The 25571-nt window shown below is 58.2% G+C and carries 22 protein-coding genes and 2 pseudogenes; 21 read left to right on the top strand and 3 right to left on the bottom strand.

The window, feature by feature from the left end; genetic code table 11:
* Positions 1 to 49: 49 nt before the first annotated feature.
* The 5 genes from rpsP to AOC04_RS15440 all read left to right on the top strand — a co-directional run bounded on the left by rpsP (position 50) and on the right by AOC04_RS15440 (position 2514).
* The gene (gene rpsP, locus AOC04_RS15460; protein WP_003440261.1) at positions 50 to 301 is read left to right on the top strand and encodes a 30S ribosomal protein S16; all 252 of its coding nucleotides are present in this window, start codon (positions 50 to 52) and stop codon (positions 299 to 301) included.
* A gap of 5 nt (positions 302 to 306) precedes the next feature.
* The gene (gene rimM / locus AOC04_RS15455) at positions 307 to 846 is read left to right on the top strand and encodes a ribosome maturation factor RimM (protein ID WP_060694852.1); all 540 of its coding nucleotides are present in this window, start codon (positions 307 to 309) and stop codon (positions 844 to 846) included.
* Between the two features lie 2 nt (positions 847 to 848).
* Positions 849 to 1601 (top strand): tRNA (guanosine(37)-N1)-methyltransferase TrmD, encoded by a 753-nt coding sequence (trmD, locus tag AOC04_RS15450; RefSeq protein ID WP_003440270.1) that lies wholly within the window; start codon positions 849 to 851, stop codon positions 1599 to 1601.
* A 45-nt stretch (positions 1602 to 1646) separates the two neighbouring features.
* Positions 1647 to 1997 (top strand): 50S ribosomal protein L19, encoded by a 351-nt coding sequence (gene rplS / locus AOC04_RS15445; RefSeq protein WP_060694850.1) that lies wholly within the window; start codon positions 1647 to 1649, stop codon positions 1995 to 1997.
* A gap of 94 nt (positions 1998 to 2091) precedes the next feature.
* A complete protein-coding gene (locus AOC04_RS15440) occupies positions 2092 to 2514 on the top strand; it encodes an acyl-CoA thioesterase (RefSeq protein ID WP_060694848.1) in 423 nt (140 codons plus the stop codon).
* 38 nt (positions 2515 to 2552) lie between these two features.
* On the opposite strand, the gene AOC04_RS15435 is transcribed toward AOC04_RS15440, so the two are convergent.
* Positions 2553 to 4352: a cation:proton antiporter gene (locus AOC04_RS15435; protein ID WP_060694845.1), complete on the bottom strand. Its 1800-nt coding sequence runs from the start codon at positions 4350 to 4352 to the stop codon at positions 2553 to 2555.
* 120 nt (positions 4353 to 4472) lie between these two features.
* Here AOC04_RS15435 and xerD point away from each other — a divergent pair, with 120 nt between their 5' ends.
* From xerD to AOC04_RS15410, 5 genes and pseudogenes are all read left to right on the top strand, one after another.
* Positions 4473 to 5369 (top strand): site-specific tyrosine recombinase XerD, encoded by an 897-nt coding sequence (gene xerD, locus AOC04_RS15430; protein ID WP_060694843.1) that lies wholly within the window; start codon positions 4473 to 4475, stop codon positions 5367 to 5369.
* A 147-nt stretch (positions 5370 to 5516) separates the two neighbouring features.
* The gene (locus AOC04_RS15425) at positions 5517 to 6248 is read left to right on the top strand and encodes a thioredoxin fold domain-containing protein (RefSeq protein ID WP_060694841.1); all 732 of its coding nucleotides are present in this window, start codon (positions 5517 to 5519) and stop codon (positions 6246 to 6248) included.
* 136 nt (positions 6249 to 6384) lie between these two features.
* Positions 6385 to 7689 (top strand): homoserine dehydrogenase, encoded by a 1305-nt coding sequence (locus AOC04_RS15420; protein ID WP_060694839.1) that lies wholly within the window; start codon positions 6385 to 6387, stop codon positions 7687 to 7689.
* Between the two features lie 106 nt (positions 7690 to 7795).
* Positions 7796 to 9205 carry a threonine synthase gene (gene thrC, locus AOC04_RS15415; protein WP_060694837.1) on the top strand — a complete coding sequence of 470 codons (1410 nt, stop codon included), beginning with the start codon at positions 7796 to 7798 and terminating at the stop codon, positions 9203 to 9205.
* 157 nt (positions 9206 to 9362) lie between these two features.
* Positions 9363 to 9743, top strand: a pseudogene (locus tag AOC04_RS15410) (response regulator); the annotation flags it as partial.
* A 125-nt stretch (positions 9744 to 9868) separates the two neighbouring features.
* Here AOC04_RS15410 and AOC04_RS15405 read toward each other — a convergent pair.
* Positions 9869 to 10741, bottom strand: a complete 873-nt coding sequence (locus tag AOC04_RS15405) for a TIGR02285 family protein (RefSeq protein WP_237178961.1) — start codon at positions 10739 to 10741, stop codon at positions 9869 to 9871.
* A 104-nt stretch (positions 10742 to 10845) separates the two neighbouring features.
* Complete coding sequence (locus AOC04_RS15400; RefSeq protein WP_060694833.1) at positions 10846 to 12045, bottom strand: CaiB/BaiF CoA transferase family protein; 1200 nt, start codon at positions 12043 to 12045, stop codon at positions 10846 to 10848.
* A 239-nt stretch (positions 12046 to 12284) separates the two neighbouring features.
* Here AOC04_RS15400 and AOC04_RS15395 point away from each other — a divergent pair, with 239 nt between their 5' ends.
* The 11 genes and pseudogenes from AOC04_RS15395 to AOC04_RS15345 all read left to right on the top strand — a co-directional run bounded on the left by AOC04_RS15395 (position 12285) and on the right by AOC04_RS15345 (position 25369).
* The gene (locus AOC04_RS15395) at positions 12285 to 12827 is read left to right on the top strand and encodes a YaeQ family protein (protein ID WP_016781928.1); all 543 of its coding nucleotides are present in this window, start codon (positions 12285 to 12287) and stop codon (positions 12825 to 12827) included.
* A 178-nt stretch (positions 12828 to 13005) separates the two neighbouring features.
* Entirely contained in the window at positions 13006 to 14715 is a 1710-nt protein-coding gene (gene recJ, locus AOC04_RS15390) for a single-stranded-DNA-specific exonuclease RecJ (RefSeq protein WP_060694831.1), read from the top strand.
* 151 nt (positions 14716 to 14866) lie between these two features.
* Positions 14867 to 15973, top strand: coding sequence for an NADH:flavin oxidoreductase/NADH oxidase (locus tag AOC04_RS15385; RefSeq protein ID WP_060694829.1), 1107 nt, complete (start codon positions 14867 to 14869; stop codon positions 15971 to 15973).
* A 34-nt stretch (positions 15974 to 16007) separates the two neighbouring features.
* A pseudogene (locus AOC04_RS15380) lies at positions 16008 to 16727 on the top strand (tellurite resistance TerB family protein).
* 201 nt (positions 16728 to 16928) lie between these two features.
* Positions 16929 to 18551, top strand: coding sequence for a methyl-accepting chemotaxis protein (locus AOC04_RS15375; protein ID WP_060694827.1), 1623 nt, complete (start codon positions 16929 to 16931; stop codon positions 18549 to 18551).
* Complete coding sequence (locus AOC04_RS15370) at positions 18551 to 19066, top strand: chemotaxis protein CheW (protein WP_060694826.1); 516 nt, start codon at positions 18551 to 18553, stop codon at positions 19064 to 19066. The genes AOC04_RS15375 and AOC04_RS15370 overlap by 1 nt, the downstream gene beginning before the upstream one ends.
* Entirely contained in the window at positions 19063 to 20337 is a 1275-nt protein-coding gene (locus AOC04_RS15365) for a CheR family methyltransferase (RefSeq protein ID WP_060694824.1), read from the top strand. Before AOC04_RS15370 ends, AOC04_RS15365 begins: the two co-directional genes overlap by 4 nt.
* A complete protein-coding gene (locus tag AOC04_RS15360) occupies positions 20334 to 21020 on the top strand; it encodes a chemotaxis protein CheW (RefSeq protein ID WP_060694822.1) in 687 nt (228 codons plus the stop codon). Before AOC04_RS15365 ends, AOC04_RS15360 begins: the two co-directional genes overlap by 4 nt.
* Positions 21017 to 23305, top strand: coding sequence for a hybrid sensor histidine kinase/response regulator (locus AOC04_RS15355; protein ID WP_060694821.1), 2289 nt, complete (start codon positions 21017 to 21019; stop codon positions 23303 to 23305). The genes AOC04_RS15360 and AOC04_RS15355 overlap by 4 nt, the downstream gene beginning before the upstream one ends.
* Positions 23302 to 24312, top strand: a complete 1011-nt coding sequence (cheB, locus tag AOC04_RS15350; RefSeq protein WP_060694819.1) for a chemotaxis response regulator protein-glutamate methylesterase — start codon at positions 23302 to 23304, stop codon at positions 24310 to 24312. The genes AOC04_RS15355 and cheB overlap by 4 nt, the downstream gene beginning before the upstream one ends.
* Before the next feature lie 52 nt (positions 24313 to 24364).
* Positions 24365 to 25369, top strand: a complete 1005-nt coding sequence (locus AOC04_RS15345; RefSeq protein WP_060694817.1) for a response regulator — start codon at positions 24365 to 24367, stop codon at positions 25367 to 25369.
* The last annotated feature ends 202 nt before the right edge of the window (positions 25370 to 25571 follow it).

The raw sequence follows: 25571 nt of genomic DNA, 5'->3' as shown, positions 1-25571 counted from the left end.
CCCGCTGTGCATTTAGATTTGCAGCACCGACTACAGGAACGATCTACACATGCTAACAATCCGTCTTGCCCTTGGCGGCTCCAAAAAGCGCCCGTTTTACCACTTGACCGTTACCGATAGCCGTAACCCACGTGATGGTTCCCACAAGGAACAAATTGGCTTCTTCAACCCGGTTGCCCGTGGTCAGGAAGTTCGTTTCTCCATCAAAGAAGACCGCCTCGCCTACTGGTTGGGTGTTGGTGCACAAATGTCTGAGCGCGTTGCTCAGCTTGTGAAAGAAAACGCTAAGGCTGCGGCCTGAGCAATATGAGCGTGACGCCTGATCTTGCTGATGATTTGATCGTTATCGGCAAAATTTATTCAATTCATGGCGTTCGCGGCGAAGTGAAGGTTTATTCCTTTACGGATCCAATTGATAACCTGTTGGACTACAAAAAGCTGACGCTTCGGCGCGGTAATGATGTGCGACAGGCAGAGCTGGTCAGTGGCCGTTCTCATAACGGCAAGTTTCTGGTCGTAAAGCTCAAGGGTCTTGATGACCGCGATGAAGCTGGTCTTCTGCGCGAATTCGAAATCTGCGTGCCGCGCAACCTGTTTCCTGAACTGACCGATGGCGAGTACTACTGGTACCAGCTGCAGGGTCTTAAAGTGACCAACCTCGAAGGGCAATTGCTCGGCAAGGTTGTAGATCTGATGGAAACTGGCTCGAACGATGTCATGGAAGTCAAACCTTGCCCGGGTAGCCTGGATGATCGTGATCGCTTGTTGCCCTATACAGAGCAATGCGTGTTGAGCATCGACCTGGAAGCCGGCGAGATGAAGGTGGATTGGGATGCGGACTTCTAAGCGTGGCTAAATTGCGCGTAGAAGTGATCAGTTTGTTTCCCGAAATGTTTTCCGCCATCAGCGACTACGGCATCACTAGTCGTGCGGTGAAACAAGGGCTGTTGCAGCTCACCTGTTGGAACCCGCGTGACTACACAACGGACCGGCATCACACTGTGGACGATCGCCCATTTGGCGGTGGTCCGGGCATGGTGATGAAGATCAAGCCTCTGGAAGATGCACTGGTTCAGGCCAGAGAAGCAGCCGGAGAGGCGGCGAAGGTTATTTACCTGTCGCCCCAAGGCCGTCAGCTGAATCAGTCGGCGGTACGCGAACTGGCGAATGAGGAAGCATTAATCCTCATTGCAGGTCGCTATGAAGGCATTGACGAGCGTTTTATAGATGCTTATGTCGATGAAGAGTGGTCGATTGGTGACTATGTACTTTCCGGTGGCGAGCTGCCGGCGATGGTTCTGATTGATGCGGTTACACGACTGCTGCCTGGAGCTTTAGGGCATGCGGACTCCGCGGAGGAAGATTCCTTCACGGATGGTTTGCTGGATTGCCCGCACTACACCCGACCGGAGGTGTATGCGGATCAGCGTGTTCCCGACGTATTGCTTAGTGGCAATCATGCACACATCCGGCGTTGGCGTTTACAGCAGTCCCTTGGGCGGACCTTTGAACGACGCGCCGATCTTCTGGAAAGCCGCTCGCTTTCTGGAGAAGAGAAGAAGCTGCTCGAGGAATATATCCGCGAGCGGGACGATAGTTAACAACGTATCGATGGTAGATCAGACGATCTACCTTAGGAGCACAGCATGACTAACAAAATCATCCTTGCACTCGAAGCAGAGCAGATGACTAAAGAGATCCCTCCTTTTGCCCCGGGCGACACTGTTGTCGTTCAGGTGAAAGTGAAGGAAGGCGATCGTTCGCGTCTGCAAGCTTTCGAAGGTGTAGTGATTGCCAAGCGTAACCGTGGTGTGAACAGTGCTTTCACTGTTCGTAAAATCTCCAACGGTGTTGGCGTAGAGCGTACTTTCCAGACCTACAGCCCGCAAATCGACAGCATGGCAGTCAAGCGTCGCGGTGACGTTCGTAAAGCCAAGCTGTACTACCTGCGTGACCTGTCCGGTAAAGCAGCTCGCATCAAGGAAAAACTGGCTTAAGTCCAGCTTCCCGATGCAGAAAAAAGCAGCCTTCGGGCTGCTTTTTTGTGCCTGAAATTTGTTGGACCTTTGTCTGGTTGCAGGTAGTAAAAGCATGTCTTCGCGTGAGCAAGAAATTCAACGTCGTACCGAACTGTCCGTTACCCGCATCACCAAGGCGGTATTCCCGTCGACCACCAATCACCACAACACTTTGTTTGGCGGCACCGCACTGGCGTGGATGGACGAAGTATCGTTTATCGCCGCGACCCGTTTCTGCCGTTTGCCGCTGGTGACAGTGTCCACCGACCGGATCGACTTCAACCACCCGATCGCGGCCGGCTGCATTGTTGAACTGGTGGGGCGTGTGGTTAAAGTCGGCAACACCAGCCTCAAGGTTGAAGTTGAGGTGTATGTCGAAAGCATGAGCTGTGATGGTCGCGAGCTGGCAATCCAGGGCTTGTTCAGCTTTGTCGCCATTGACGATGACAAGCGCCCGGTGCCGGTATTGCCAGGCTTTGCCCGCCAAGGCGAGTAATAACAAACATAGGTTGGAGCCAGCCTGGCTCCAACAGGCTAGGCGTCCTGCCTGATCAAGGCCAATAGCGTCCAGCCGGCTCCCGGCTTCAAATCGCTCTCTGGCGTCACCACATGCACCCAACTGTTGTGGTCACGGGCAAACAGCAGTGTGGCGCGTTCGCCATGCAAGGCCTGGTAATCCTCCCAAGTGAAGTTTTCAGTCAGGTGAGTGCTGTATATCTCGGCACCGTTGTGCAGTTCACTGGCCAGTTGGGTGTAGGTCAGGGCCGGGTTGCCCAGGGATTGCCCGCGATGCTCATCACTGGCGCGATGTTTGTCGGTGCGGCGAATTTCCTGACCGCTGGCCAATGTGTACAGGCGCTTTGGGCCAAATTCATGGCGAAATCGGATTGCGGCCAGGGTATTGAGCTCACCTGATGGCGACAGCGCAAGCAGGTGCCCGAGGCCCACCAGGTCCAGATGCACCTCGGCGTGTTGCGAGGCCGGGTTGCCAAAGTAGGTCGGCAAGTTCTGCATGCGCGCGCAGCGGATATTTTCCCAGTTGGAGTCGGTCAGCAATACGCGACTGCCCAGTTGCTGCAGGGCTTTGCCAATGGCCCGGGCCGCCCCGTTGGCGCCGACGATCAGAAAGCCGCTGGGTGCTGGCTCGGCGACCTTGAGCAGGCGTGCCAGGGGGCGAGCGGTAGCACTCTGCAGCACAACGGTGCCAATGATCACGGCAAACGTCAGTGGAACCAGCAGCAGTGCCCCTTCATGTCCGGCCTGATCCAGGCGAATTGCAAAAATGGCCGACACCGCCGCCGCAACAATGCCGCGCGGTGCGATCCAGGCCAGTAGCGTGCGCTCACGCCAGTTGAGTTTTGAGCCGAAAGTCGAGAGCAGTACGTTCAGCGGGCGCGCAATAAATTGAATGATCAACAGCAACACCAGCACCACGGGGCCCAGCGCGATCATGGCATGCAGGTCCAGGCGTGCCGCCAGCAAAATGAACAGGCCCGATATCAGAAAAATACTCAGGTTTTCTTTGAAGTGCAGAATGTTGCGTATATCAACGCCCTTCATATTGGCCATCCACATGCCCATCAGCGTGACGGCCATCAGTCCTGACTCATGCATCACCGTATTGGAGGCAATGAATATGGCCAGCACTGTCGCCAGTGTGGCCAGGCTGTGCAGGTATTCCGGCAGCCATTGCCGGCGCAGGATATGCCCCATGACCCAGCCGCCCACGATGCCAAACAGGCTGCCGCACACAATCACTGCGCCAAAGGTCAGCAGGCTGTGGCTCAGGCCCTCGCCTGACGCGCGGGTAATGATGAAGCTGTACACCACCACTGCCAGTAACGCGCCAATGGGGTCGATGACAATGCCTTCCCAGCGCAGGATATTGGCAATTGATGCCTTGGGTCGCACCACACGCAGCATTGGCACAATCACCGTTGGCCCGGTGACCAGTGTCAGGGTGCCGAACAGCAGCGCCAGCAGCCAGTCAAAGCCCAGCAGCCAATGCGTGGCCAGGGTAATCACCGCCCAGGTCGAGAGGGCGCCGATGGTAACCAGGCGGCGCACTACGCTGCCTATTTCACCCCATTCGGACAGGTGCAGGGTCAGGCTGCCTTCAAACAGAATCAGCGCCACTGACAGCGAAACCAGAGGCATTAGCAGAGGGCCGAACAGCTCTTGCGGATCAAGCCAGCCCAGAACGGGCCCTGCGAGAATCCCGGTCAAGAGTAAAAACAGGATGGCTGGCAGTTTCAGGCGCCAGGCCAGCCACTGAGAGCCCAGGGCAACGATGCCGATTCCCCCCAGCGCCAGCAGAATCTGTTGTTCATTCATAAGGGGCTCCTGTGAGAACCTGTGGTTTATGGCATCAGCCGGCCATGAAAGACTAGCGGCCACTTTTGCAGTTCACCTTTTATTTATGCGCGGCCTGCGGGCTGCGCTTTTCGAGCGCCAATGCCTGCTATAGACAATCCACTTATCGACCGTTTCCTGGATGCCCTGTGGCTGGAAAAGGGGCTGTCGGACAACACCCGTGACGCTTATCGCAGCGATTTGGCGTTATTCAATGGCTGGTTGCAGGAGCGCGGCCTTGAACTGGCCAGTGCCGGGCGCGAGCTGATTCTGGATCACCTGGCGTGGCGCCTGGAACAGGGTTACAAACCTCGCTCCACGGCACGTTTTCTTTCCGGAGCCCGTGGCTTCTATCGTTATTTACTGCGTGAAAAGCTGATTGCAGTCGACCCGACCTTGCAGGTCGATATGCCGCAACTGGGCAGGCCGTTGCCCAAGTCCCTGTCAGAGGCAGACGTCGAAGCGCTACTCGCAGCGCCTGATCTGGGAGAGGCCATTGGTCAGCGTGATCGAGCAATGCTGGAGGTGCTTTATGCCTGCGGCCTGCGGGTGACCGAATTGATCAGCCTGACCCTTGAGCAGGTCAACCTGCGTCAAGGGGTGCTGCGGGTGATGGGCAAGGGCAGCAAGGAGCGGCTGGTACCGATGGGGGAGGAGGCCATTGTCTGGGTTGAGCGCTACATGCGTGATGCCCGTCATGAACTGCTCAACGGCCGGCCCAGCGATGTCATGTTCCCCAGTCAGCGCGGTGAGCAAATGACCCGGCAGACCTTTTGGCACCGTATCAAGCATCAGGCCCGGGTGGCCGGGATCGACAAATCCCTGTCGCCCCACACCTTGCGCCACGCCTTCGCGACCCACTTGCTCAACCATGGCGCCGATTTGCGCGTGGTGCAGATGTTGCTGGGGCACAGCGACCTGTCCACGACCCAGATTTACACCCATGTGGCGCGTGCGCGCCTGCAAGAGATACATGCCCGCCATCACCCCCGTGGCTGAGCTGTTTATGTGCGCTTGCGTCGGCCGGAGTCGGCCACGCAAGCCAACTGTGGTAGGCTTTGCCGGTTCAGAAAGCGCGCCACCGGAATCCTTTTTTGCAGATCGGGGTTTTCAGGTTTGGCCGTTTGTCCGCCTTCAGGAGTTCCCATGCGCGTGACCCAGATTTTTGCCGCCGCAGCCATTGCGTTGGTCAGTACGTTTTCTTTTGCCGATACCGGTGCCGAACAAGCGATTCGCAAGAGCCTTGAAACACTGCAACTGGATGTTCCGGTCGAGAGCATCAGTGCCAGCCCCATGGCCGGTCTGTACGAAGTCAAACTCAAGGGCAGCCGTGTACTGTATGCCAGTGCCGACGGCCAGTTCATCGTGCAGGGCTATATGTTCCAGCTCAAGGACGGTAAGCCGGTCAACCTGACCGAGCAGGCAGAACGCATTGGCGTCGCCAAATTGATCAATGGCATCCCGGTGGCAGAAACAGTTGTTTACCCGGCAATCGGCGAAACCAAGTCGCACATCACGGTCTTTACCGACACCACTTGTCCGTACTGCCACAAATTGCACGCCGAAGTCCCTGAACTGAACAAAATGGGGATTGAAGTGCGCTATGTTGCTTTCCCACGTCAGGGCCTGGGTTCGCCGGGAGACAAGCAACTGCAAGCCGTCTGGTGCTCCGCGGACAAGAAAGCCGCCATGGACAAGATGACGGATGGTAAAACGGTAGAGGCGCCAAAATGCGCCAATCCGGTGGCCAAACAGTTCGCCATGGGCCAGTCCATTGGTGTAAATGGTACACCTGCGATTGTTTTGGCAGATGGCCAGGTCATTCCGGGCTATCAGCCTGCTGCGCAGGTTGGCAAGCTGGCACTCAGTGTTAAATAATCCTGCATCGTCACGGTAAGCCTTTGACGATCATGGCGGGGCCCTTCAGTGGCCCGGCTATTAATAGAGAACCGTGGTAATCCACGGTTGTTTTCCACGGCCGACCTTGAGTCGGCCGTTTTATGGGGAGTTCAGCGTGAATCCGGTCAAAGTAGGTATCTGTGGGCTCGGGACCGTCGGTGGCGGCACCTTCAACGTACTAAAGCGTAACGCCGAGGAGATTGCCCGCCGTGCCGGGCGTGGTATCCAGGTTGCGCAAATTGCCATGCGTACGCCAAACCCTCAGTGCGACATTACCGGTACCCCCATTACCAACGATGTATTCGCTGTTGCGACCAACCCTGAAATCGACATCGTTATCGAGCTGATTGGTGGTTACACCATCGCCCGTGAACTCGTGCTCCTGGCCATCGAAAACGGCAAGCACGTGGTGACGGCCAACAAGGCGCTGATTGCCGTTCACGGCAATGAAATTTTTGCCCGGGCGCAAGAGAAGGGTGTGATCGTTGCTTTCGAAGCAGCAGTTGCTGGCGGTATTCCGGTGATCAAGGCCATCCGTGAAGGCCTGTCGGCCAACCGCATCAACTGGGTAGCGGGCATCATTAACGGCACGGGCAACTTTATCCTCACCGAGATGCGCGAGAAGGGCCGTACCTTTGAAGACGTTCTGGGTGAAGCGCAGGCACTGGGATACGCCGAAGCCGATCCGACGTTTGACGTGGAAGGCATCGATGCCGCGCACAAACTGACGATTCTGGCTTCAATTGCGTTCGGTATCCCGCTGCAATTCGACAAGGCCTACACCGAAGGCATCACCAAGCTGACCACGGCTGACGTTAATTACGCCGAGGCGCTGGGCTATCGGATCAAGCACCTGGGGGTAGCGCGCAGCACTGCCAGCGGTATCGAACTGCGGGTTCACCCGACCCTGATCCCGGCCGACCGTTTGCTTGCCAATGTCAATGGCGTGATGAACGCGGTCATGGTCAATGGCGACGCCGCAGGTTCAACCCTGTTCTACGGTGCAGGCGCCGGCATGGAGCCAACGGCTTCGTCGGTGGTGGCAGACCTGGTGGACGTGGTGCGTGCAATGACCTCCGATCCCGAGAATCGCGTACCGCACCTGGCCTTCCAGCCTGACGCGCTGTCCGATCACCCGATTCTGCCAATCGAAGCCTGTGAAAGCGCTTATTACTTGCGCATCCAGGCCAAGGACCATCCGGGCGTATTGGCCCAGGTGGCCAGCATCTTGTCGGAACGCGGGATCAACATCGAATCGATCATGCAGAAAGAAGTCGAAGAGCATGACGGTCTGGTACCGATGATTCTGCTGACCCACCGTGTGCTCGAGCAGCACATGAACGACGCCATCGCGGCGCTTGAAGCGCTGCAGGGCGTAGTGGGCCCGGTGGTTCGCATCCGCGTTGAGCATCTTAATTAATTAAGCAGCTGCAAGCGGCAGGCTTCACGCTGCAGGTTAACGCCGATCGGCTTTTACTTGCAGCTTGTCGCTGAACCGCTGCCGCTCAAACCGAAGGTTTGCCCTTATGCGCTATATCAGCACCCGTGGCCAGGCACCGGCCCTGAATTTTGAAGATGTCCTGCTGGCCGGTCTGGCCAGTGATGGCGGTTTGTACGTACCGGAAAACCTGCCGCGCTTCACCCAGGAGGAAATCGCTTCCTGGGCAGGCTTGCCGTATCACGAACTGGCTTTTCGGGTTATGCGCCCGTTTGTCACCGGCAGCATCCCTGACGCTGATTTCAAAAAGATTCTCGAAGAGACCTACGGCGCGTTTTCCCACGCAGCGGTAGCACCACTGCGCCAGCTCAATGGCAACGAGTGGGTGCTGGAGCTGTTCCACGGTCCTACGCTGGCGTTCAAGGACTTTGCCCTGCAACTGCTCGGGCGTCTGCTGGACTACGTGCTGGAAAAACGTGGCGAGCGCGTGGTCATTGTCGGCGCGACCTCCGGTGATACCGGGTCCGCTGCCATTGAAGGCTGCAAGCACTGCGAAAACGTCGACATCTTTATCCTGCATCCCAATAACCGGGTGTCGGAAGTACAGCGTCGCCAGATGACCACGCTGTTCGGCGAAAACATCCATAACATTGCCATCGAAGGCAACTTCGATGACTGCCAGGAGATGGTCAAGGCCAGCTTTGCTGATCAGGACTTCCTCAAGGGTACGCGTCTGGTCGCAGTGAACTCGATCAACTGGGCGCGAATCATGGCCCAGATCGTTTACTACTTCCATGCGGCCCTGCAGTTGGGCGGGCCGCATCGCTCGGTTTCGTTCTCGGTGCCTACCGGTAACTTTGGCGATATTTTTGCCGGCTACCTGGCGCGCAACATGGGCTTGCCGATCAATCAGTTGATCGTTGCCACCAACCGTAATGACATCCTGCACCGCTTCATGAGCGGCAACCAGTACGCCAAGGACACGCTGCACGCGACCCTGTCGCCGTCAATGGACATCATGGTGTCCTCCAACTTCGAGCGTCTGCTGTTCGATTTGCACGGTCGTAATGGCGCGGCAGTTGCCGCCCTGATGGAAACTTTCAAGCAAACCGGCAACTTCAGCGTCGAAGACGATCGCTGGACCGAAGCGCGCCGTTTGTTCGATTCGCTGGCAGTCGATGACGAGCAGACCTGCGAAACCATTGCCCAGGTGTTTGCCGAAACGGGCGAAGTGCTGGATCCGCATACGGCGATCGGTGTCAAGGCTGCCCGTGAGTGTCGCCGCAGCCTGGATATCCCGATGGTCATTCTGGGTACGGCGCATCCGGTCAAGTTTCCTGATGCCGTCGAAAAGGCCGGTGTAGGTAAAGCGCTTGAGCTGCCTGCGCACCTTGCCGATCTGTTTGAGCGCGAAGAGCGCTACACAGTCCTGGCCAATGACTTGAAGGCTGTGCAGGCCTTTGTCAGCCAGCATGGCAATCGCGGCAAGGCCCTGTAAATCTTGCGCGTTTTGAAGCCCGTCCTATGACGGGCTTTTTTGTGTGCGCAAGAAACTTCCTGCGAGCTTTTAGGACTCATCCTATATTGATTCTTAGTAAACCCTTCTAGAGTCGCTTTCCCCGCGCAAAGCCCGCGTTATGCTCCAAAGGTCCATGATGCGTTCCCTGAAAGTTCTGATTCTTGAAGACAACCCTTTCCAGTTGATGGCGCTGCATCAGATGTTGAATGCCTTTCGCATTTTTGACGTTCTGACGGCTGAAAGTGTTGAGTCTGCACGCTGCTCGCTGGCCAGCCGGGGGGCGATTGATCTAGCCATTTGTGATGTGCACCTGGAAGGGCTCGCCGCGCTGGAGCTGATTCATGAGCTGGCCGTCAAGAATGAAGCACCGGCGTTGATTATTCTCGGCGGTGGCGAGGCTGATGTGCTGAACAGCGCGGCAAGTGCAGCCCGAAGGGCCGGTCTCGAGGTCCTGGGATGTTTGCCTAAACCGGTGAGCGTTACCGGTTTGGGGCTGCTGCTGGACTCATATCAGCAGGCCTGTGCGCAAAGTGCGATTTGAGGGCATGAGCGACGGAACCTTTAGCAGGTTCCCCGTGTCAGATCTTGCATCAACAGGATCAAGCTTATTGCTCCGATGCTTGCAGCCTGTTGAGCGGGTCATCATGACCTTGTTAAACCCCGAGCTGTCTCCCCACTGCTCGGGGTTTTTTTTGCGTGTTTTTTGTCACTGCCCCGTGGCTGAGGCGGGCCGGAGGTCTGAGCGTCATCCACTTGCCCGAACTCAAGCCATGTTCCCTCTGAGGTGTTCAGGGCCTGATGTTCACGGTTGGCAAGTATGGCGTTGACACGGCGAATGACTTCACGACCTTCAGGCGTGTTCGAACAGCCGATGTGAATGGGCTGGTAAGCGGGGGCACCGATGATCCGGTAAAAGATCAGCGACTCGGATGCGAGCCCTTGTTGTCTTGCCTTCGATTGAATTTCTGGCCAATAGCCCAGCAGCGCCTGAACGCGGCCTGCATTCTGCATATGCAGCAAGCTGCCCAGCGGGTCGTTGCCGTAGTGGATAAAGAGCTGGTCTGCGGGGCCTTGTGACACTTGAGTATCAATCCATGTGCCGTAGCTGCGTTTGGCGATGACGCCGAGCTTCAAGGTTTGAGCTTGGAGCATGGCCTGCAGATCCACCGAGTCGCCGTGGATAAAGGGCTCGATCAGTTTTTTGTTTTCGCGTCGAATCGTCAGGCCATTGCCATGCAAGTCGATGACCGGGCGCGAATAGGCAATTGACTGGGCGCGAGCGGGATTCCTGACCAGCGCCGGATCGCAGGCCAGCGAGGTCTCTTCGAGCATCTGGATGGCCCGCGCCCGGTTAACCGGCAAGATCACATGCTCATACTGCGGCATGCCTGCCATCAATGCCGGCATCAGCCGGTCTATGATGCCCTGACCTTTTTGCGCCCCATCGCGCACCGTCAAGGGTGGCAGGTCGCGCATCAACCAGATGAGCTTTGGTGCAGCCAGCCCCGCTGGCATCCACAGAACAAACGCCGACGTGATCAGACCTGAGCAAATGCCTCGCCACTTTGCATGATTGGCCATTGTGCTGATTTCTTCCCGTAGCAACTAAAAAGAGCCGGTCAAATAGCCCCCGCCAGCTTGAGCCCGGCGATGGCTGCTGCGTCATACCCCAACTCGTTCAGCACTTCATGATTGTGCGCGCCCAGCTCCGGGCCGACCCAGTCGGCAGACCCCGGTGTGTCGGAAAGCCTTGGCACAATGCCCGGCATCTTGAAGTCTTTACCGTCAGGCAGTTTGGCTTGAAGAAACATTTCACGGGCGAGAAATTGCGGGTCAGTGAACATGTCTTCTGCCGAGAAGATGCGGCTGGCGGGGACTTGTGCGGTGCTCAGTTGCTCGAGCACGGTCTCGAGCGGCAGTGAGGCCACCCAGCGATCAATCACCCCGTACAGCTCGTCCCGGCGAGCATCGCGGCCATCATTGCCGGCAAGCTCAGGATCATTGGCCAAGTCATCGCGGCCGATGATTTGCATGAACCGTTTGAAGATGGCATCGCCGTTGGCCCCGATTTGTACGTGCTTGCCATCCAGGCTGGTGTGAATGGAGGAGGGCGTAATGCCCGGCATGATATTGCCGGTGCGTTCGCGAATAAAACCGAACACATCGAACTCGGGCACCATGCTTTCCATCATTGCGAAAATCGCTTCGTACAGGGCTACGTCAACCACCTGCCCCTGGCCGCCATTCACCTCGCGATGCCGCAGCGCCATCAGGGCGCCAATCACCCCCCACAATGCGGCAATCGAGTCGCCGATCGAGATGCCGGTACGCACCGGAGGGCGATCTTCAAAGCCGGTGATGTAACGCAGCCCGCCCATGGACTCACCGACGGCACCAAACCCGGGCTGGTCTTTCATCGGGCCTGTCTGGCCAAAGCCGGACAGGCGCACCATGACCAGCTTGGGGTTCAGGGCATGCAGCACGTCCCAGCCCAGGCCGAGTTTTTCCAGCACCCCGGGTCGAAAGTTCTCGATCAGGATATCGGCGTCTGCCAGCAATGCCTTGAGCACGGTAATGCCCTCGGGGTGCTTGAGATTCAGGGTCAGGGATTTTTTGTTGCGGGCCTGGACGAACCACCACAGCGAAGTCCCCTCGTACAGCTTGCGCCATTTGCGCAGCGGATCTCCGCCGTCCGGGGATTCCACCTTGATCACCTGGGCACCGAATTCGGCACAAATGCGCGACGCAAAAGGCCCCGCGATCAGAGTGCCCAGTTCGACGACTTTGAGGCCTGAGAGGGGTTTGGTTGCAAGTGGCATGGGTTGTCCTTGTCCAGGGCGAGCGAGTAGAGCCTTTTAACATAGGCAGCCGCAGGTGTCTTATCCGAGCATTTGCCCCGTTTGCACAAGTGGCTTTGTTCGCGATGGCAGCACTGCATGGCAACAGAACATCCGCGCAACGGGCATCGCGAGCAAGCTCGCTCCTGCAGTTGAGTTGAGCGCAGGCGGGGGTGTATCGGTTAGACTTGGCGCCTTTCTCCGTATCAAGAAGCCCGTTCATGGCCCAGCCGTCCACGACATACAAGTTTGAACTGAACCTCACCGATCTCGATCGCGGGGTGTATGAAAGCGTCAAGCAGACCATCGCCCGTCACCCTTCTGAAACTGAAGAGCGCATGACCGTGCGTCTTCTGGCCTACGCCTTCTGGTACAACGAACAGCTGTCTTTTGGTCGTGGTCTTTCGGATGTAGACGAGCCGGCGCTGTGGGAAAAAAGCCTGGATGACCGCGTTTTGCACTGGATCGAAGTTGGTCAGCCCGATGCCGATCGCCTGACCTGGTGCTCGCGCCGTACTGAACGCACCAGTTTGCTGGCCTATGGCAGCTTGCGCGTATGGGAAGGCAAGGTGATCCCGGCGATCAAAAACCTGAAAAACGTCAACATTGCGGCCGTTCCGCAAGAGATTCTTGAAGTTCTCGCTAAAGACATGCCACGCGTTATCAAGTGGGACGTGATGATCAGCGAAGGCACGATTTTCGTGACCGACGATCGCGGTCAACACGAAGTCCAGTTGCAGTGGCTGCAGGGCGAACGCGGTTAACAGATCACCTGACAACTGCTGCGCTCGACAATACTGCGTTAATAGCAGGCCAGGACTGCTCATTTACACCCCGTAAACTGCGCGTCCTCGCCTGCTTTTGCCTTGTCTTGCCTTCGCTCGCTACGTTTTCAAGCGACCTGTACAAGTACATTTTTTAATAAGAGCCCCCATCCAGCTTATGCGCATCGAACCTCGTCCACTGCCTGAAATCCTGCCTTTTCTGGGTGAAATGCCGACATTGCTGACGCGCCTGTACGCGGCTCGTGGCGTGCAGTCGCAAGCTGAACTGGACAAGAGCCTGGCGCGGCTGATTCCGTATCAGCAACTCAAGGGTATCGATGCCGCCGTGGATCTGCTGGTGGTGGCACTTGAACAGCGTCAGCGCATTCTGATTGTCGGCGACTTTGACGCCGATGGTGCCACGGCCAGTACCGTTGGCATGCTCGGTTTGCGTTTGCTGGGCGCGGCCCATGTCGATTACCTGGTGCCTAACCGTTTTGAATATGGTTACGGCCTGACCCCCGAAATCGTTCAAGTTGCATTGACCCGTCAGCCACAGCTGCTGATCACGGTCGACAACGGCATTTCCAGTGTCGAAGGCGTGGCTGCGGCGAAAGCGGCCGGGTTGAGTGTTCTGGTCACCGACCACCACTTGCCGGGCAACGAGCTGCCGGCGGCTGATGCCATCGTCAATCCCAACCAGCCGGGCTGCGAGTTTCCGAGCAAGGCGCTGGCGGGGGTAGGGGTGATCTTCTATGTGCTGATCGCTTTGCGCGCGCGCCTGAACAGTCTGGGGTGGTATCAAAACACCAAGGCGCCAAACATTGCCGAACTGCTGGATCTGGTAGCCCTGGGCAGCGTGGCTGACGTGGTGCCGCTGGATGCCAATAACCGGATCCTGGTGCATCAGGGGCTGGAGCGGATTCGGGCCGGGCGTGCGCGGCCGGGGCTCAAGGCCATTCTCGAAGTGGCCAAGCGTGACCATTCGCGCATTACCTCCACTGATCTTGGCTTTATCCTTGGCCCGCGCCTGAATGCTGCCGGTCGCCTGGATGACATGAGTCTGGGTATCGAATGCTTGCTTACCGACGACGCAAATGCAGCGCGGGAAATGGCTGCGCAGCTCGACGAAATGAACCAGGACCGTAAATCCATTGAGCAGGGCATGCAGCGTGAAGCGCTGGCGCAGCTCAAGGAGTTGCCGGTTGAGAGCATGCCGTTCGGTTTGTGTCTGTTCGATCCGGACTGGCACCAGGGTGTAATCGGGATTTTGGCTTCGCGCCTCAAGGAGCGTTATTTCCGCCCCACGTTCGCGTTTGCCGATGCCGGTGACGGCATGCTCAAGGGCTCCGGGCGCTCGGTGCCGGGCTTTCATATTCGCGATGCGCTCAGCGTGGTGGCCGCCCAGCACCCCGAATTGATCAGTAAGTACGGTGGCCACGCCATGGCCGCAGGCCTGACCCTGCCCGAGGCGAACTTTGCGGTATTTTCCAGTGCCTTTGACGCCGAAGTGCGGCGTCAACTGCGCGAAGAAGACCTGACCGGCCGCTTGATGTCGGACGGCAGCCTGGCGGTAGAAGAGTTTCATCTGGAACTGGCGCGGGCCCTGCGCAATGCCGGGCCATGGGGGCAGCACTTCCCCGAGCCACTGTTTCACGGCGTGTTTCAGTTGGTGGAGCAACGCATTGTGGGCGAGCGGCACTTGAAAGTAGTGCTCAAAACCGAGTGTGGCAGCGTAAAGCTGGACGGTATTGCCTTCGGTGTCGACCGTGAAGTGTGGCCGAACCCGACCATTCGCTGGGTTGAATTAGCCTACAAACTCGACCTCAACGAGTTTCGCGGCAACGAAACCGTACAGCTGATGATTGCCCATATCGAACCGCGTTAAGCCTTGGTCATCCCCCTTAATCCTTGTGGGAGCGGGTAAGCCCGCTCCCACAAGCCGTACGAAAGATGAACCCCACCTCTTGCAGTGTTGTCGACTAGGCTCTAGGTACGCTTGTTCCCTGGAGCCTGCCCACTGTCATTAGAGGTGACCCATGAGTCTGCTGCTCGAACCCTATACCCTGCGCCAACTGACCCTTCTTAACCGCATTGCGGTCTCGCCAATGTGTCAATACTCCAGCGTTGACGGGCTGGCCAATGACTGGCATCTGGTCCACCTCGGAAGCCGTGCGGTTGGCGGCGCCGGCCTGGTTTTTTCCGAAGCCGTGGCGGTAACCCCTGACGGGCGCATCACGGCCCAGGATCTGGGGTTGTGGAGCGATGAACAGATAGAGCCTTTGCAGCGCATCACCCGCTTTATTCGGGCCCAGGGTGCAGCGGCCGGAATTCAGCTGGCGCACGCCGGGCGCAAGGCCAGCACCCACCGTCCCTGGCTGGGCAAGCAGGGCAGCGTCAAAGTGGAGGATGGCGGCTGGGTGCCGGTCGGCCCTTCGCCAATAGCCTTTGACCCTCAGCACACTGCGCCGACGCAACTGGATGAAGCTTGCATCAATGACCTCATTCAGGCCTTTGTCGATGCCGCCAGGCGGGCACTTGAGGCAGGTTTCTCGGTGGTTGAAATACACGCAGCCCATGGTTACCTGCTGCATCAATTCCTTTCCCCTCTGAGCAATCAACGGCGCGACCAATACGGCGGCTCGTTTGAAAACCGTATTCGTCTGGTGCTGCAAGTGACCAAGGCCGTGCGTGAGGTGTGGCCTGAAGAGTTGCCGTTGTTTGTGCGGGTCTCGGCGACCGACTGGGTGGAAGACGGCTGGAACCCGGATGAAACTGTAGAGCTGGCATGCCGCCTCAAAGCGCTGGGGGTCGACCTGATTGATGTGTCTTCAGGTGGCACGGCAGCCAATGCCGAGATCCCTGTTGGTCCGGGTTATCAAACCCGTTTTGCCGAGCGTGTGCGTAAAGAGGCAGGTATCGCTACCGGCACTGTAGGCATGATTACCGAGCCCGCTCAGGCTGAGCATATTCTGCGCACCGGCCAGGCGGACTTGATCCTGCTGGCCCGCGAGTTACTGCGTGATCCGTACTGGCCGTTGCACGCCGACGACGACCTGGGAGGCAAGCAGGCAACCTGGCCGGCCCAGTACCAGCGTGCAACGCACCGGGACCAACCGATACATGAGTCGGACCTGCGCGACTGAAGTCTTCCCCTGACCCCTTTACGAGAGGCTGCTTATGGATACGCGTGGATTGCTCGATCAGTTGCTTAAATCCGGTCAGCAAATGTTGCAGGAAAAAACCGGTGCCCAAGGCAAATCCTCAAGTTCAAGCCCGGGAGGCCTGGGCGGTTTGCTGGGTGGCTCCGGCGGGTTGGGCGGTTTACTTTCAGGTGCCGGGGGCGGTGCATTGGCGGCAAGTGTACTGGGGATGTTGCTGGGCAATAAAAGCGCCCGCAAATATGGTGGCCAAGCACTGAGCTACGGCGGGTTGGCCGCACTGGGGGTATTGGCCTAGAAAGCCTACGGCAACTGGCAGGCCAACCAGGGTAAGGCGCCGCAAACGGAACCGCAGACTATCGACCGGGTCGCGCCCCAGCAGGTAGAGCAACACAGCCAGGCGATTCTCAAGGCGCTGGTCGCAGCTGCCAAAGCTGATGGCCATATCGACGATCGTGAGCGTCAGTTGATTGATGAGGAGTTCAGCAAGCTGGACAGTGATCCGGCCTTGCAGCAATGGCTGAAAGCCGAAATTGACAAGCCACTGGACCCGGCTGAAGTGGCGAGTGCTGCCAGCACGCCGGAAATCGCAGCCGAAATGTACATCGCCAGCCTGCTTTTGGTAGATGAAGAGAGCTTTATGGAAAAGGCCTATCTGCAAGAGCTGGCCAAGCAACTGAAGCTCGATCCGGGCTTGAAGGCCGAGCTGGAATCCCAGGTTAAACAGGCCGCTGTATAACCCTTGACTGCAGGAGCGAGCGTGCTCGCGAACTTTTAAAGTTCCGGACAGCTCGCGAGCAAGCTCACTCCTGCAGGTTGTGTTGTTTTCCTGGGTCAAGAGATTTGCTTATTGCTGTGAGATCCGTCTCAACGTCCATACGAATCCTCGCGTACCCTCGGCTATACTCCCCATCATTTGAATGGCCCCCGAGGATTGACTGTGAAGAACTGGACGTTGCGCCAACGCATTTTGGCGAGCTTTGCGGTAATCATCGCCATCATGTTGTTGATGGTCGTCGCGGCTTACTCGCGCCTGCTTTCAATCGAAACCAGCGAAGAGACGGTGCGCACCGATTCGGTTCCCGGGGTCTATTACAGCTCGATGATTCGCAGTGCCTGGGTGGACAGCTATGTCCTGACCCTGCAACTGGTGGGTTCGGCCAGCCAGCGCGATCTGAACAACGAAGACCGTAAGCTGTACGCCAGCTACGAAGAACGCTTGAAGCACGAGCTGGAAAACTACCGCACTACCATTTTTGACAAAGAAGACCGTGCCTCTTTCGATACGTTTGAGCAGCTTCACCAGCAATACGTGCAGGTGTTGGCGAACGTAATTGAACTGTATCAACACAAGCAGTTCGCTCAGGCTCACGCCATGGTCACCGAGCAGTTGGCACCGGCCTGGATGGCTGGACGCAAACAACTCAATGCCCTGATTGACGCCAATCGCATCAAGGCCACTGAAGCGACCGACACCATCGCTCATTCAGTCATGACCGCCAAAGCCAGCATGCTCATTTCGCTGGTGATTGCCGTACTCGCTGCCGCCCTCTGCGGTTATCTATTGCTGAAAGCGATCATGTCTCCCATGAAGCGCATTGTTTCGATTCTTGAGGTGATGCGTTCCGGTGACCTGAGTTCGCGCCTGAACCTGGAGCGCAAGGACGAATTTGGCGCGGTAGAAACCGGCTTCAACGACATGATGACCGAACTGACCTCGCTGGTCTCTCAAGCCCAGCGCTCCTCGGTCCAGGTCACTACCTCGGTCACTGAAATTGCCGCGACTTCCAAGCAGCAACAAGCCACCGCGACCGAAACCGCAGCCACCACTACTGAAATTGGCGCGACCTCGCGCGAGATCGCAGCCACTTCCCGTGACCTGGTACGCACCATGACCGAAGTCACCTCGGCTGCCGATCAGGCGTCGATACTCGCCGGTTCCGGGCAACAGGGGTTGGCCCGCATGGAAGAAACCATGCATCAGGTCATGGGTGCCGCCGATCTGGTCAACGCCAAGCTGGCGATCCTCAACGAGAAGGCCGGCAACATTAACCAGGTGGTGGTCACCATCGTTAAAGTGGCCGACCAGACCAATCTGCTGTCACTGAACGCCGCGATTGAAGCGGAAAAAGCCGGTGAATACGGCCGCGGCTTTGCCGTGGTCGCTACCGAAGTGCGACGTCTGGCCGATCAGACTGCCGTGGCCACTTACGATATCGAACAGATGGTGCGTGAGATTCAGTCCGCGGTCTCGGCCGGTGTAATGGGCATGGACAAGTTTTCGGAAGAAGTACGCCGCGGCATGTTCGAAGTGACACAGGTGGGAGAGCAGTTATCGCAAATCATCCATCAGGTTCAAGCGCTGGCCCCAAGGGTGTTGATGGTCAACGAGGGCATGCAGGCTCAAGCCACAGGCGCTGAACAGATCAACCTTGCGCTGGTACAGCTGGGCGATGCCAGCAGTCAGACCGTCGAGTCCTTGCGTCAGGCCAGTTTTGCGATCGACGAACTCAGTCAGGTTGCCGTCGGGCTGCGCAGTGGCGTTTCGCGTTTTAAAGTCTGATGAGCGAGCCTCTAGCCAAGCCAGCCGGCGTGGCAGCGCCGAACAACCGCCTGTTTCTGGTGTTTCATATCGGCGATGAACGTTATGCCTTGCCGGCCACCGATGTGGTGGAGGTGCTGCCGCGTTTACCGCTAAAACCCATTGCCCAGGCGCCTGATTGGGTCGCCGGCGTATTCGCGCATCGTGGCCAGGTGGTGCCGGTGATCGATATCAGCGCCATGACCTTCGGTAAAACCGCGGTGGCCCGCACCAGCACCCGGCTGGTATTGGTCAACTATCGCGGGCAATTGCTGGGGTTAATGCTTGAGCAAGCCAGCGATACATTGCGCTGTAACCCGGCAGACTTTCATCCCTATGGTCTGGATAACCGCGACGCACCGTATCTGGGGCCCGTGCGTAAAGACCAGCATGGCCTTTTGCAGTGGATCAGTGTCGATGAACTGCTGAGCCCGGCAGTTTCTGCATTGATTTTCGCTCCGCGACCCGATGACACCGGCCCACAGGTGTGCGCATGAGTGACGACCAACGTTTTTTCGATTTTTTGAAACAATGCATTGGTCTGGACGTGGCCTCAGTCGGCCCGGCCATCATCGAACGCGCTGTTCGTCAACGCTGCACGGCGCTGAACATGAGCGACCATGAAGATTACTGGCAGCGGTTGATCAGCTCCCGGGATGAACAGCAAGCCTTGATCGAATCGGTGATCGTGCCTGAAACCTGGTTCTTTCGTTACCCCGAATCGTTTTCCACGCTGGGGCGTCTGGCGACCAAGCGCCTGGCCGAAATCGGCAGTCGTCGGGCCTTGCGGATCCTGAGCCTGCCATGTTCGACCGGAGAAGAACCCTATTCGATTGCAATGGCGCTGTTTGATGCCGGTTTAGCCGCCCATCAATTCAAGGTCGATGCACTGGATGTCAGCCCGCTCTCAATGCAGCGTGCGCAGCGTGCGCTGTATGGCAAAAATTCATTCCGCGGGCAGCAAACTGATTTTCGCGAACGTTATTTCAGCGATGCAGGTGACGCTTATCAACTGTCGGCCAGGGTCTGCGAGCAAGTCAGTTTTCAGGTCGCCAACTTGCTCGACCCGGCGCTGCTGGCCGGGCAAGCGCCCTATGACTTTGTATTTTGTCGCAACCTGCTGATTTACTTTGATCTTAAAACCCAGCAGCAGGCACTGGACGTACTCAAGCGACTGACCCGTGAGGACGGCGTGCTGTTTATCGGCCCGGCAGAGGGCAACCTGCTGGGTCGCCTGGGAATGCGCTCGATCGGTGCGCCGCAGTCGTTTGCATTTTGCCATAGCCATGAGCCGCAGCCTGAAGTCCGCCCGGTAATGGCCGAATTCAAGCCCCTCGTGCGTCCGCAGCCGCCTGCACCGCCACCGACCATCCGGCCTTTTACTCCCCGTGCGCAGCCCCAAGTCATTGTGCCGGCCCCGGCGAGTTCGCGGGGCGGTGAGCCCAAGGTCCTGCTTGAACAAATTGCCACTCTGGCTAACGAGGGCAAGAGCCATGAGGCTCGCGCGGCCTGTGAACAACTCTTGCAAGCTCATGGCCCGCAGGCCCAGGCCTATTACTGGCTGGGTCTGCTCAGTGATGTTGAAGGCCGGGCGGCCGAGGCTCAGAGTTTTTATCGCAAGACGCTATACCTTGAGCCCCAGCATTCAGAAGCACTGGCGCACCTGGCGGCCCTCCTGGCCTCGCAGGGCGATACAGCCGGCGCTCAACGCTTGCAGGAGCGCGCGGCCCGTAACGAGCGATCCGTTCACAGCGAGCGTAAACAATGAGCGGAATAACAGCCCATAATCTGATTCACACCGAAGCCCGGGACATCGATGACTGCTGGAACCGTATCGGCATTTACGGTGACAAGACCTGTCCGGTGCTGCCCGAGCATATTCATTGCCGCAACTGCTCGGTGTATTCGGCTGCAGCGACTCGCTTGCTTGATCGTTACTCATTTGAGCAGGAACATTTAGAGCATTACTCCCCGCAGGAGCATGAGCGAAAAGTCGCAACCCGCTCGCTGATGATTTTTCGCCTGGGGGGAGAGTGGCTGGGGCTGACCACGCGCTGCCTGGATGAAGTGGCACCGCTGCAGCCGATTCATTCGCTGCCGCACCAGCGCTCGCGTGCCTTGCTGGGAGTGGCCAATGTGCGCGGTGCCCTGGTGCCGTGCTTGTCACTGGTCGATCTGTTGGGGCTGGATCCGGCACTGACGGCGCCGACATCGCTGCGGGTCATGCCGCGCATGTTGATCCTTGCCGCGCCTGGTGGGCCTGTGGTGTTACCGGTGGATGAGGTGGATGGCATCCATAACATTGAAGAGCATGTACTCAATACAGTCTCACTCTCGGGTGAACAGGCCAGTGCCAAATACACCCGCGGCGTGCTGCAGTGGAAAACCCGCAGCCTGCGCTGGCTGGACGAAGAACAATTGCTGGGCGCGATCACCCGGAGCCTGACATGACCCCCGAGCAAATGCGTGATGCCTCGTTGCTTGAGCTGTTCAGTCTTGAGGCCGAGACCCAGACTCAGGTGCTGAATGCCGGCTTGCTGGCCCTGGAACGTAACCCGACCCAGGCCGATCAGCTTGAAGCCTGCATGCGAGCGGCCCACTCGCTCAAGGGCGCCGCGCGAATTGTCGGGGTGGACGCCGGGGTCAGCGTCTCCCATGTCATGGAAGATTGCCTGGTCAGTGCGCAGGAGGGCCGTTTGTACCTGCAGCCCGAGCATATTGATGCCTTGTTGCAGGGCACTGACCTGCTGATGCGCATTGCTACCCCGGGCAGTGCCAATGTCGGCCCGCAAGATATTGATGCCTATGTCACGCTGATGAATAGCCTGCTTGACGGCAACGAGGTGCATGCACAGGCGGCGGCGCCAGCGTTCGATGTGTCGCAATTGTTGTTGATGCCTGAACCGGCCCCGCTGCAGGTTGAACACCGGCCCGAGCCCGAATTGGCGTCTGAGCCTGCGCCCCGTTCCCAGCGCCGCAGCGAGAGTGGTGAGCGGGTGCTGCGAGTTACGGCTGAACGGCTGAACAGCTTGCTCGACCTGTCCAGCAAGTCGCTGGTCGAAACCCAGCGGCTCAAACCCTTCCTGGTGACGTTGCAGCGCCTCAAACGCATGCAAAACAACAGTCTCAAGGCGCTGGATTACCTGAGCGACCAGCTCAAAGTGCTGGACCTGAGCCATGACGTGCAAGAGGCGTTATCCGATGCTCGGCGAATACTGGCTGAGTCCCAGCATTTGCTTGGCGAGCAGGCCGCCGAACTCGACGAGTTTGGCTGGCAGGCGGGTCAGCGGGCGCAATCGCTCTATGACACCGCGCTGGCCTGTCGCATGCGGCCGTTTGCCGATGTGCTGGTGGGGCAGGAGCGCATGGTACGGGATCTGGGCCGCGCCCTGGGCAAGCAGATCCGCCTGGAAATAGAAGGCGAGAAAACCCAGGTTGACCGCGATGTACTGGAAAAGCTCGAAGCGCCACTCACCCATTTACTGCGCAATGCCGTCGATCACGGCATTGAAACGCCGGAGCACCGACTGCTGGCCGGCAAGCCTGCCGAAGGCCTGATTCGCTTGCGCATCTCGCATCAGGCGGGGTTGCTGGCGCTGCAGTTGAGCGATGACGGTGCCGGTGTTGACCTTGAACGTTTGCGCAGGACCATCGTGGAGCGTCAGTTGTCGACGGCTTCAACCGTGGCGCAGTTGAGCGAAGAAGAACTGCTGACCTTCCTCTTCCTGCCGGGCTTTAGCCTGCGTGACACCGTGACCGAAGTCTCCGGTCGAGGTGTCGGCCTGGATGCCGTGCAGCACATGGTGCGCCTGCTGCGCGGCGCCATTGTGCTGGAGCAGACATCGGGGCAGGGCAGCCGTTTCAGCCTGGAAGTGCCGCTGACCCTGTCCGTGGTGCGCAGTCTGGTGGTTGAAGTAGCCGACGAGGCGTATGCCTTTCCTCTGGCGCACATCGAACGCATGCGCGACCTGATGCCCGATGAAATCGTCCAGCTCGAAGGCCGTCAGCATTTCTGGCACGAAGGCCGCCATGTAGGGCTGGTGGCGGCCAGTCAGTTGCTGCAACGTCCAGCCAGCCAGAGCGACGATGAAACCCTCAAGGTAGTCGTCATTCGTGAGCGGGATGCGGTGTATGGCGTGGCTGTCGAGCGTTTTGTCGGTGAGCGCACGCTGGTGGTGCTGCCCCTCGATCCGCGTCTGGGCAAGGTCCAGGATATTGCGGCCGGTGCCTTGCTCGACGATGGTTCTGCTGTATTGATTGTCGATGTCGAAGACATGCTGCGATCCGTCGACAAACTGCTCAATACCGGGCGTCTTGAGCGTATCGACCGGCGTAACCGGCACACCGCAGAGCTGACCCGCAAACGCATTCTGGTGGTGGATGATTCGCTGACGGTACGTGAGTTGCAGCGCAAGCTGCTGATCAATCGAGGCTACGAAGTGGCTGTGGCGGTGGATGGCATGGACGGCTGGAACGCCCTGCGTGCCGAGCACTTCGATCTATTGATTACCGACATCGACATGCCGCGCATGGATGGCATCGAACTGGTCACGCTGTTACGGCGTGACAGCCGTTTGCAATCGATGCCGGTGATGGTGGTGTCTTACAAAGATCGGGAAGAGGACCGTCGGCGCGGCCTGGATGCAGGAGCCGACTATTATTTAGCCAAAGCCAGTTTCCATGACGATGCCCTGCTTGATGCAGTGGTTGAACTCATAGGAGGAGCCCGGACATGAGAATCGCCATTGTCAACGATATGCCCCTGGCGGTTGAGGCCTTGCGCCGGGCGCTGGCTTACGAGGCTGCCCATCAAGTGGTCTGGGTGGCGGCGAATGGGCTGGAGGCCGTACAGCAGTGCGCTGCCAACACCCCGGACCTGATCCTGATGGACCTGATCATGCCGGTGATGGACGGAGTCGAAGCCACGCGGCGGATCATGGCAGAAAGCCCGTGCGCCATCGTGATTGTCACGGTCGACCGTGAACAGAATGTCCATCGGGTGTTCGAAGCCATGGGCTTTGGCGCGCTGGATGTGGTGGACACTCCCGTGCTCGGCGGGAGCAATCCCAGAGAGGCTGCAGCCCCTTTGCTGCGCAAGATCCTCAATATTGGCTGGTTGATCGGGCAAAGTGAAAAGCGGGTTGCCCAGGTGTCTGCTCAACCCCGGGTCTCGGGTGTACTCGGCGGTCTGGTGGCTATCGGCTCATCGGCAGGTGGCCCGGCTGCGCTTGAAAGCCTGCTCAAAGGGCTGCCGCAGGACTTTGCTGCAGCCATCGTGCTGGTCCAGCATGTCGATCAAGTATTTGCTGCCGGCATGGCTGAGTGGCTGAGCAGCTCGTGCGGCCTGAACGTGCGTCTGGCGCAAGACGGTGAGGCGCCGCAAGCGGGAACGGTTCTGCTGGCCGGGACCAACCACCACATCCGTTTATTGAAGAACGGCACTCTGGCCTATACCGCAGAGCCGGTGAACGAAATATACCGGCCTTCGATAGATGTGTTTTTTGAAAGTATTGCCCGGTACTGGAATGGCGATGCGGTAGGCGTGCTGTTGACCGGCATGGGGCGTGACGGGGCTCAGGGCCTCAAGCTCATGCGCCAGCAAGGTTTTCTCACCATCGCCCAGGATCAGCAGAGCAGTTCGGTGTATGGCATGCCCAAAGCGGCTGCGGCCATCGATGCCGCTGTTGAAATTCGGCCCTTGAACAAGATTGCGCCACGCTTGCTGGAGATATTTGCCAAATGACTGGTAAAACCCCGCAGGACTGGCTTGAAGGTAGTAATTCAGGTGAACGCGCATGAATGACTTGCAGTTGGACGACGTTAAAACTGACGAAAACTCGGCCATGGTGTTGCTGGTAGACGATCAGGCGATGATCGGCGAAGCCGTACGTCGCGGGCTGGCGCTGGAGCCGAACATAGATTTTCATTTCTGTGCCGATCCCCATCAGGCGATTGCCCAGGCCATTCGCATTAAACCGACGGTGATCCTGCAGGACTTGGTCATGCCAGGGCTAGACGGGCTGACCCTGGTGCGCGAATACCGCAACCACCCGGCCACGCAGAATATCCCGATCATCGTGCTCTCCACCAAGGAAGACCCGCTGATCAAAAGTGCGGCCTTTGCCGCCGGAGCCAATGACTATCTGGTGAAGCTGCCCGATAACATTGAGCTGGTGGCGCGAATCCGTTATCACTCGCGCTCTTACACGACGTTGTTGCAGCGTGATGCGGCTTACCGCGCCTTGCGGGTCAGTCAGCAGCAATTGCTGGACACCAATCTGGTATTGCAGCGGCTGATGAACTCCGACGGTCTGACCGGGCTGTCCAATCGCCGGCATTTCGATGAATACCTGGAGCTGGAGTGGCGCCGTGCCGCGCGCGAGCAGACCCAGCTGTCCTTGTTGATGATCGACGTCGACTATTTCAAGTCTTACAACGACAGCTTTGGGCATCTGGATGGCGATGAAGCGTTGCGCAAGGTGGCCGCGGCCATTCGCGACGCCAGTAGCCGTCCATCCGACTTGCCGGCCCGATACGGTGGTGAAGAGTTTGCCATTGTGTTGCCCAATACCTCCTTGGGCGGTGCCCGGCTGGTGGCGGAAAAACTGCGCCAGGCGGTGCAAGTGCTGAAAATCCCGCACATCTCACCCGGTGAAGGCAGCAGCCTGACCATCAGCATTGGTCTGGCGACCCAGACGCCGCAGCAGGGCGGCAACTGCCGTGAGCTTATTTCCGCAGCGGACAAAGGGTTGTACCTGGCCAAGAACAATGGGCGTAACCAGGTAGGGGTTGCGTCGTAGTCGCTGGCGAAGGGTTGCCTAGCAACCCGTTTCCTGGAGGCATGCGCGACCTCATCCCGGCCTCGTACCTCGACAGCCACTACAGATGATTCTGACGGCACCATCTGCCTGAATTCATCGAGTCTTACCCCGCTAGACGGGCTGCTGATACGGGCTGTTTACGGTATACTCCCCGGCTTTGTAAAAATCGCCTACGAGTGCC

The organism is Pseudomonas versuta, from assembly GCF_001294575.1.
Classification (GTDB): domain Bacteria; phylum Pseudomonadota; class Gammaproteobacteria; order Pseudomonadales; family Pseudomonadaceae; genus Aquipseudomonas; species Aquipseudomonas versuta.
The sequence above is the reverse complement of the archived record's forward strand: the minus strand, read 5'-3'. Positions and strand labels throughout refer to the sequence as shown.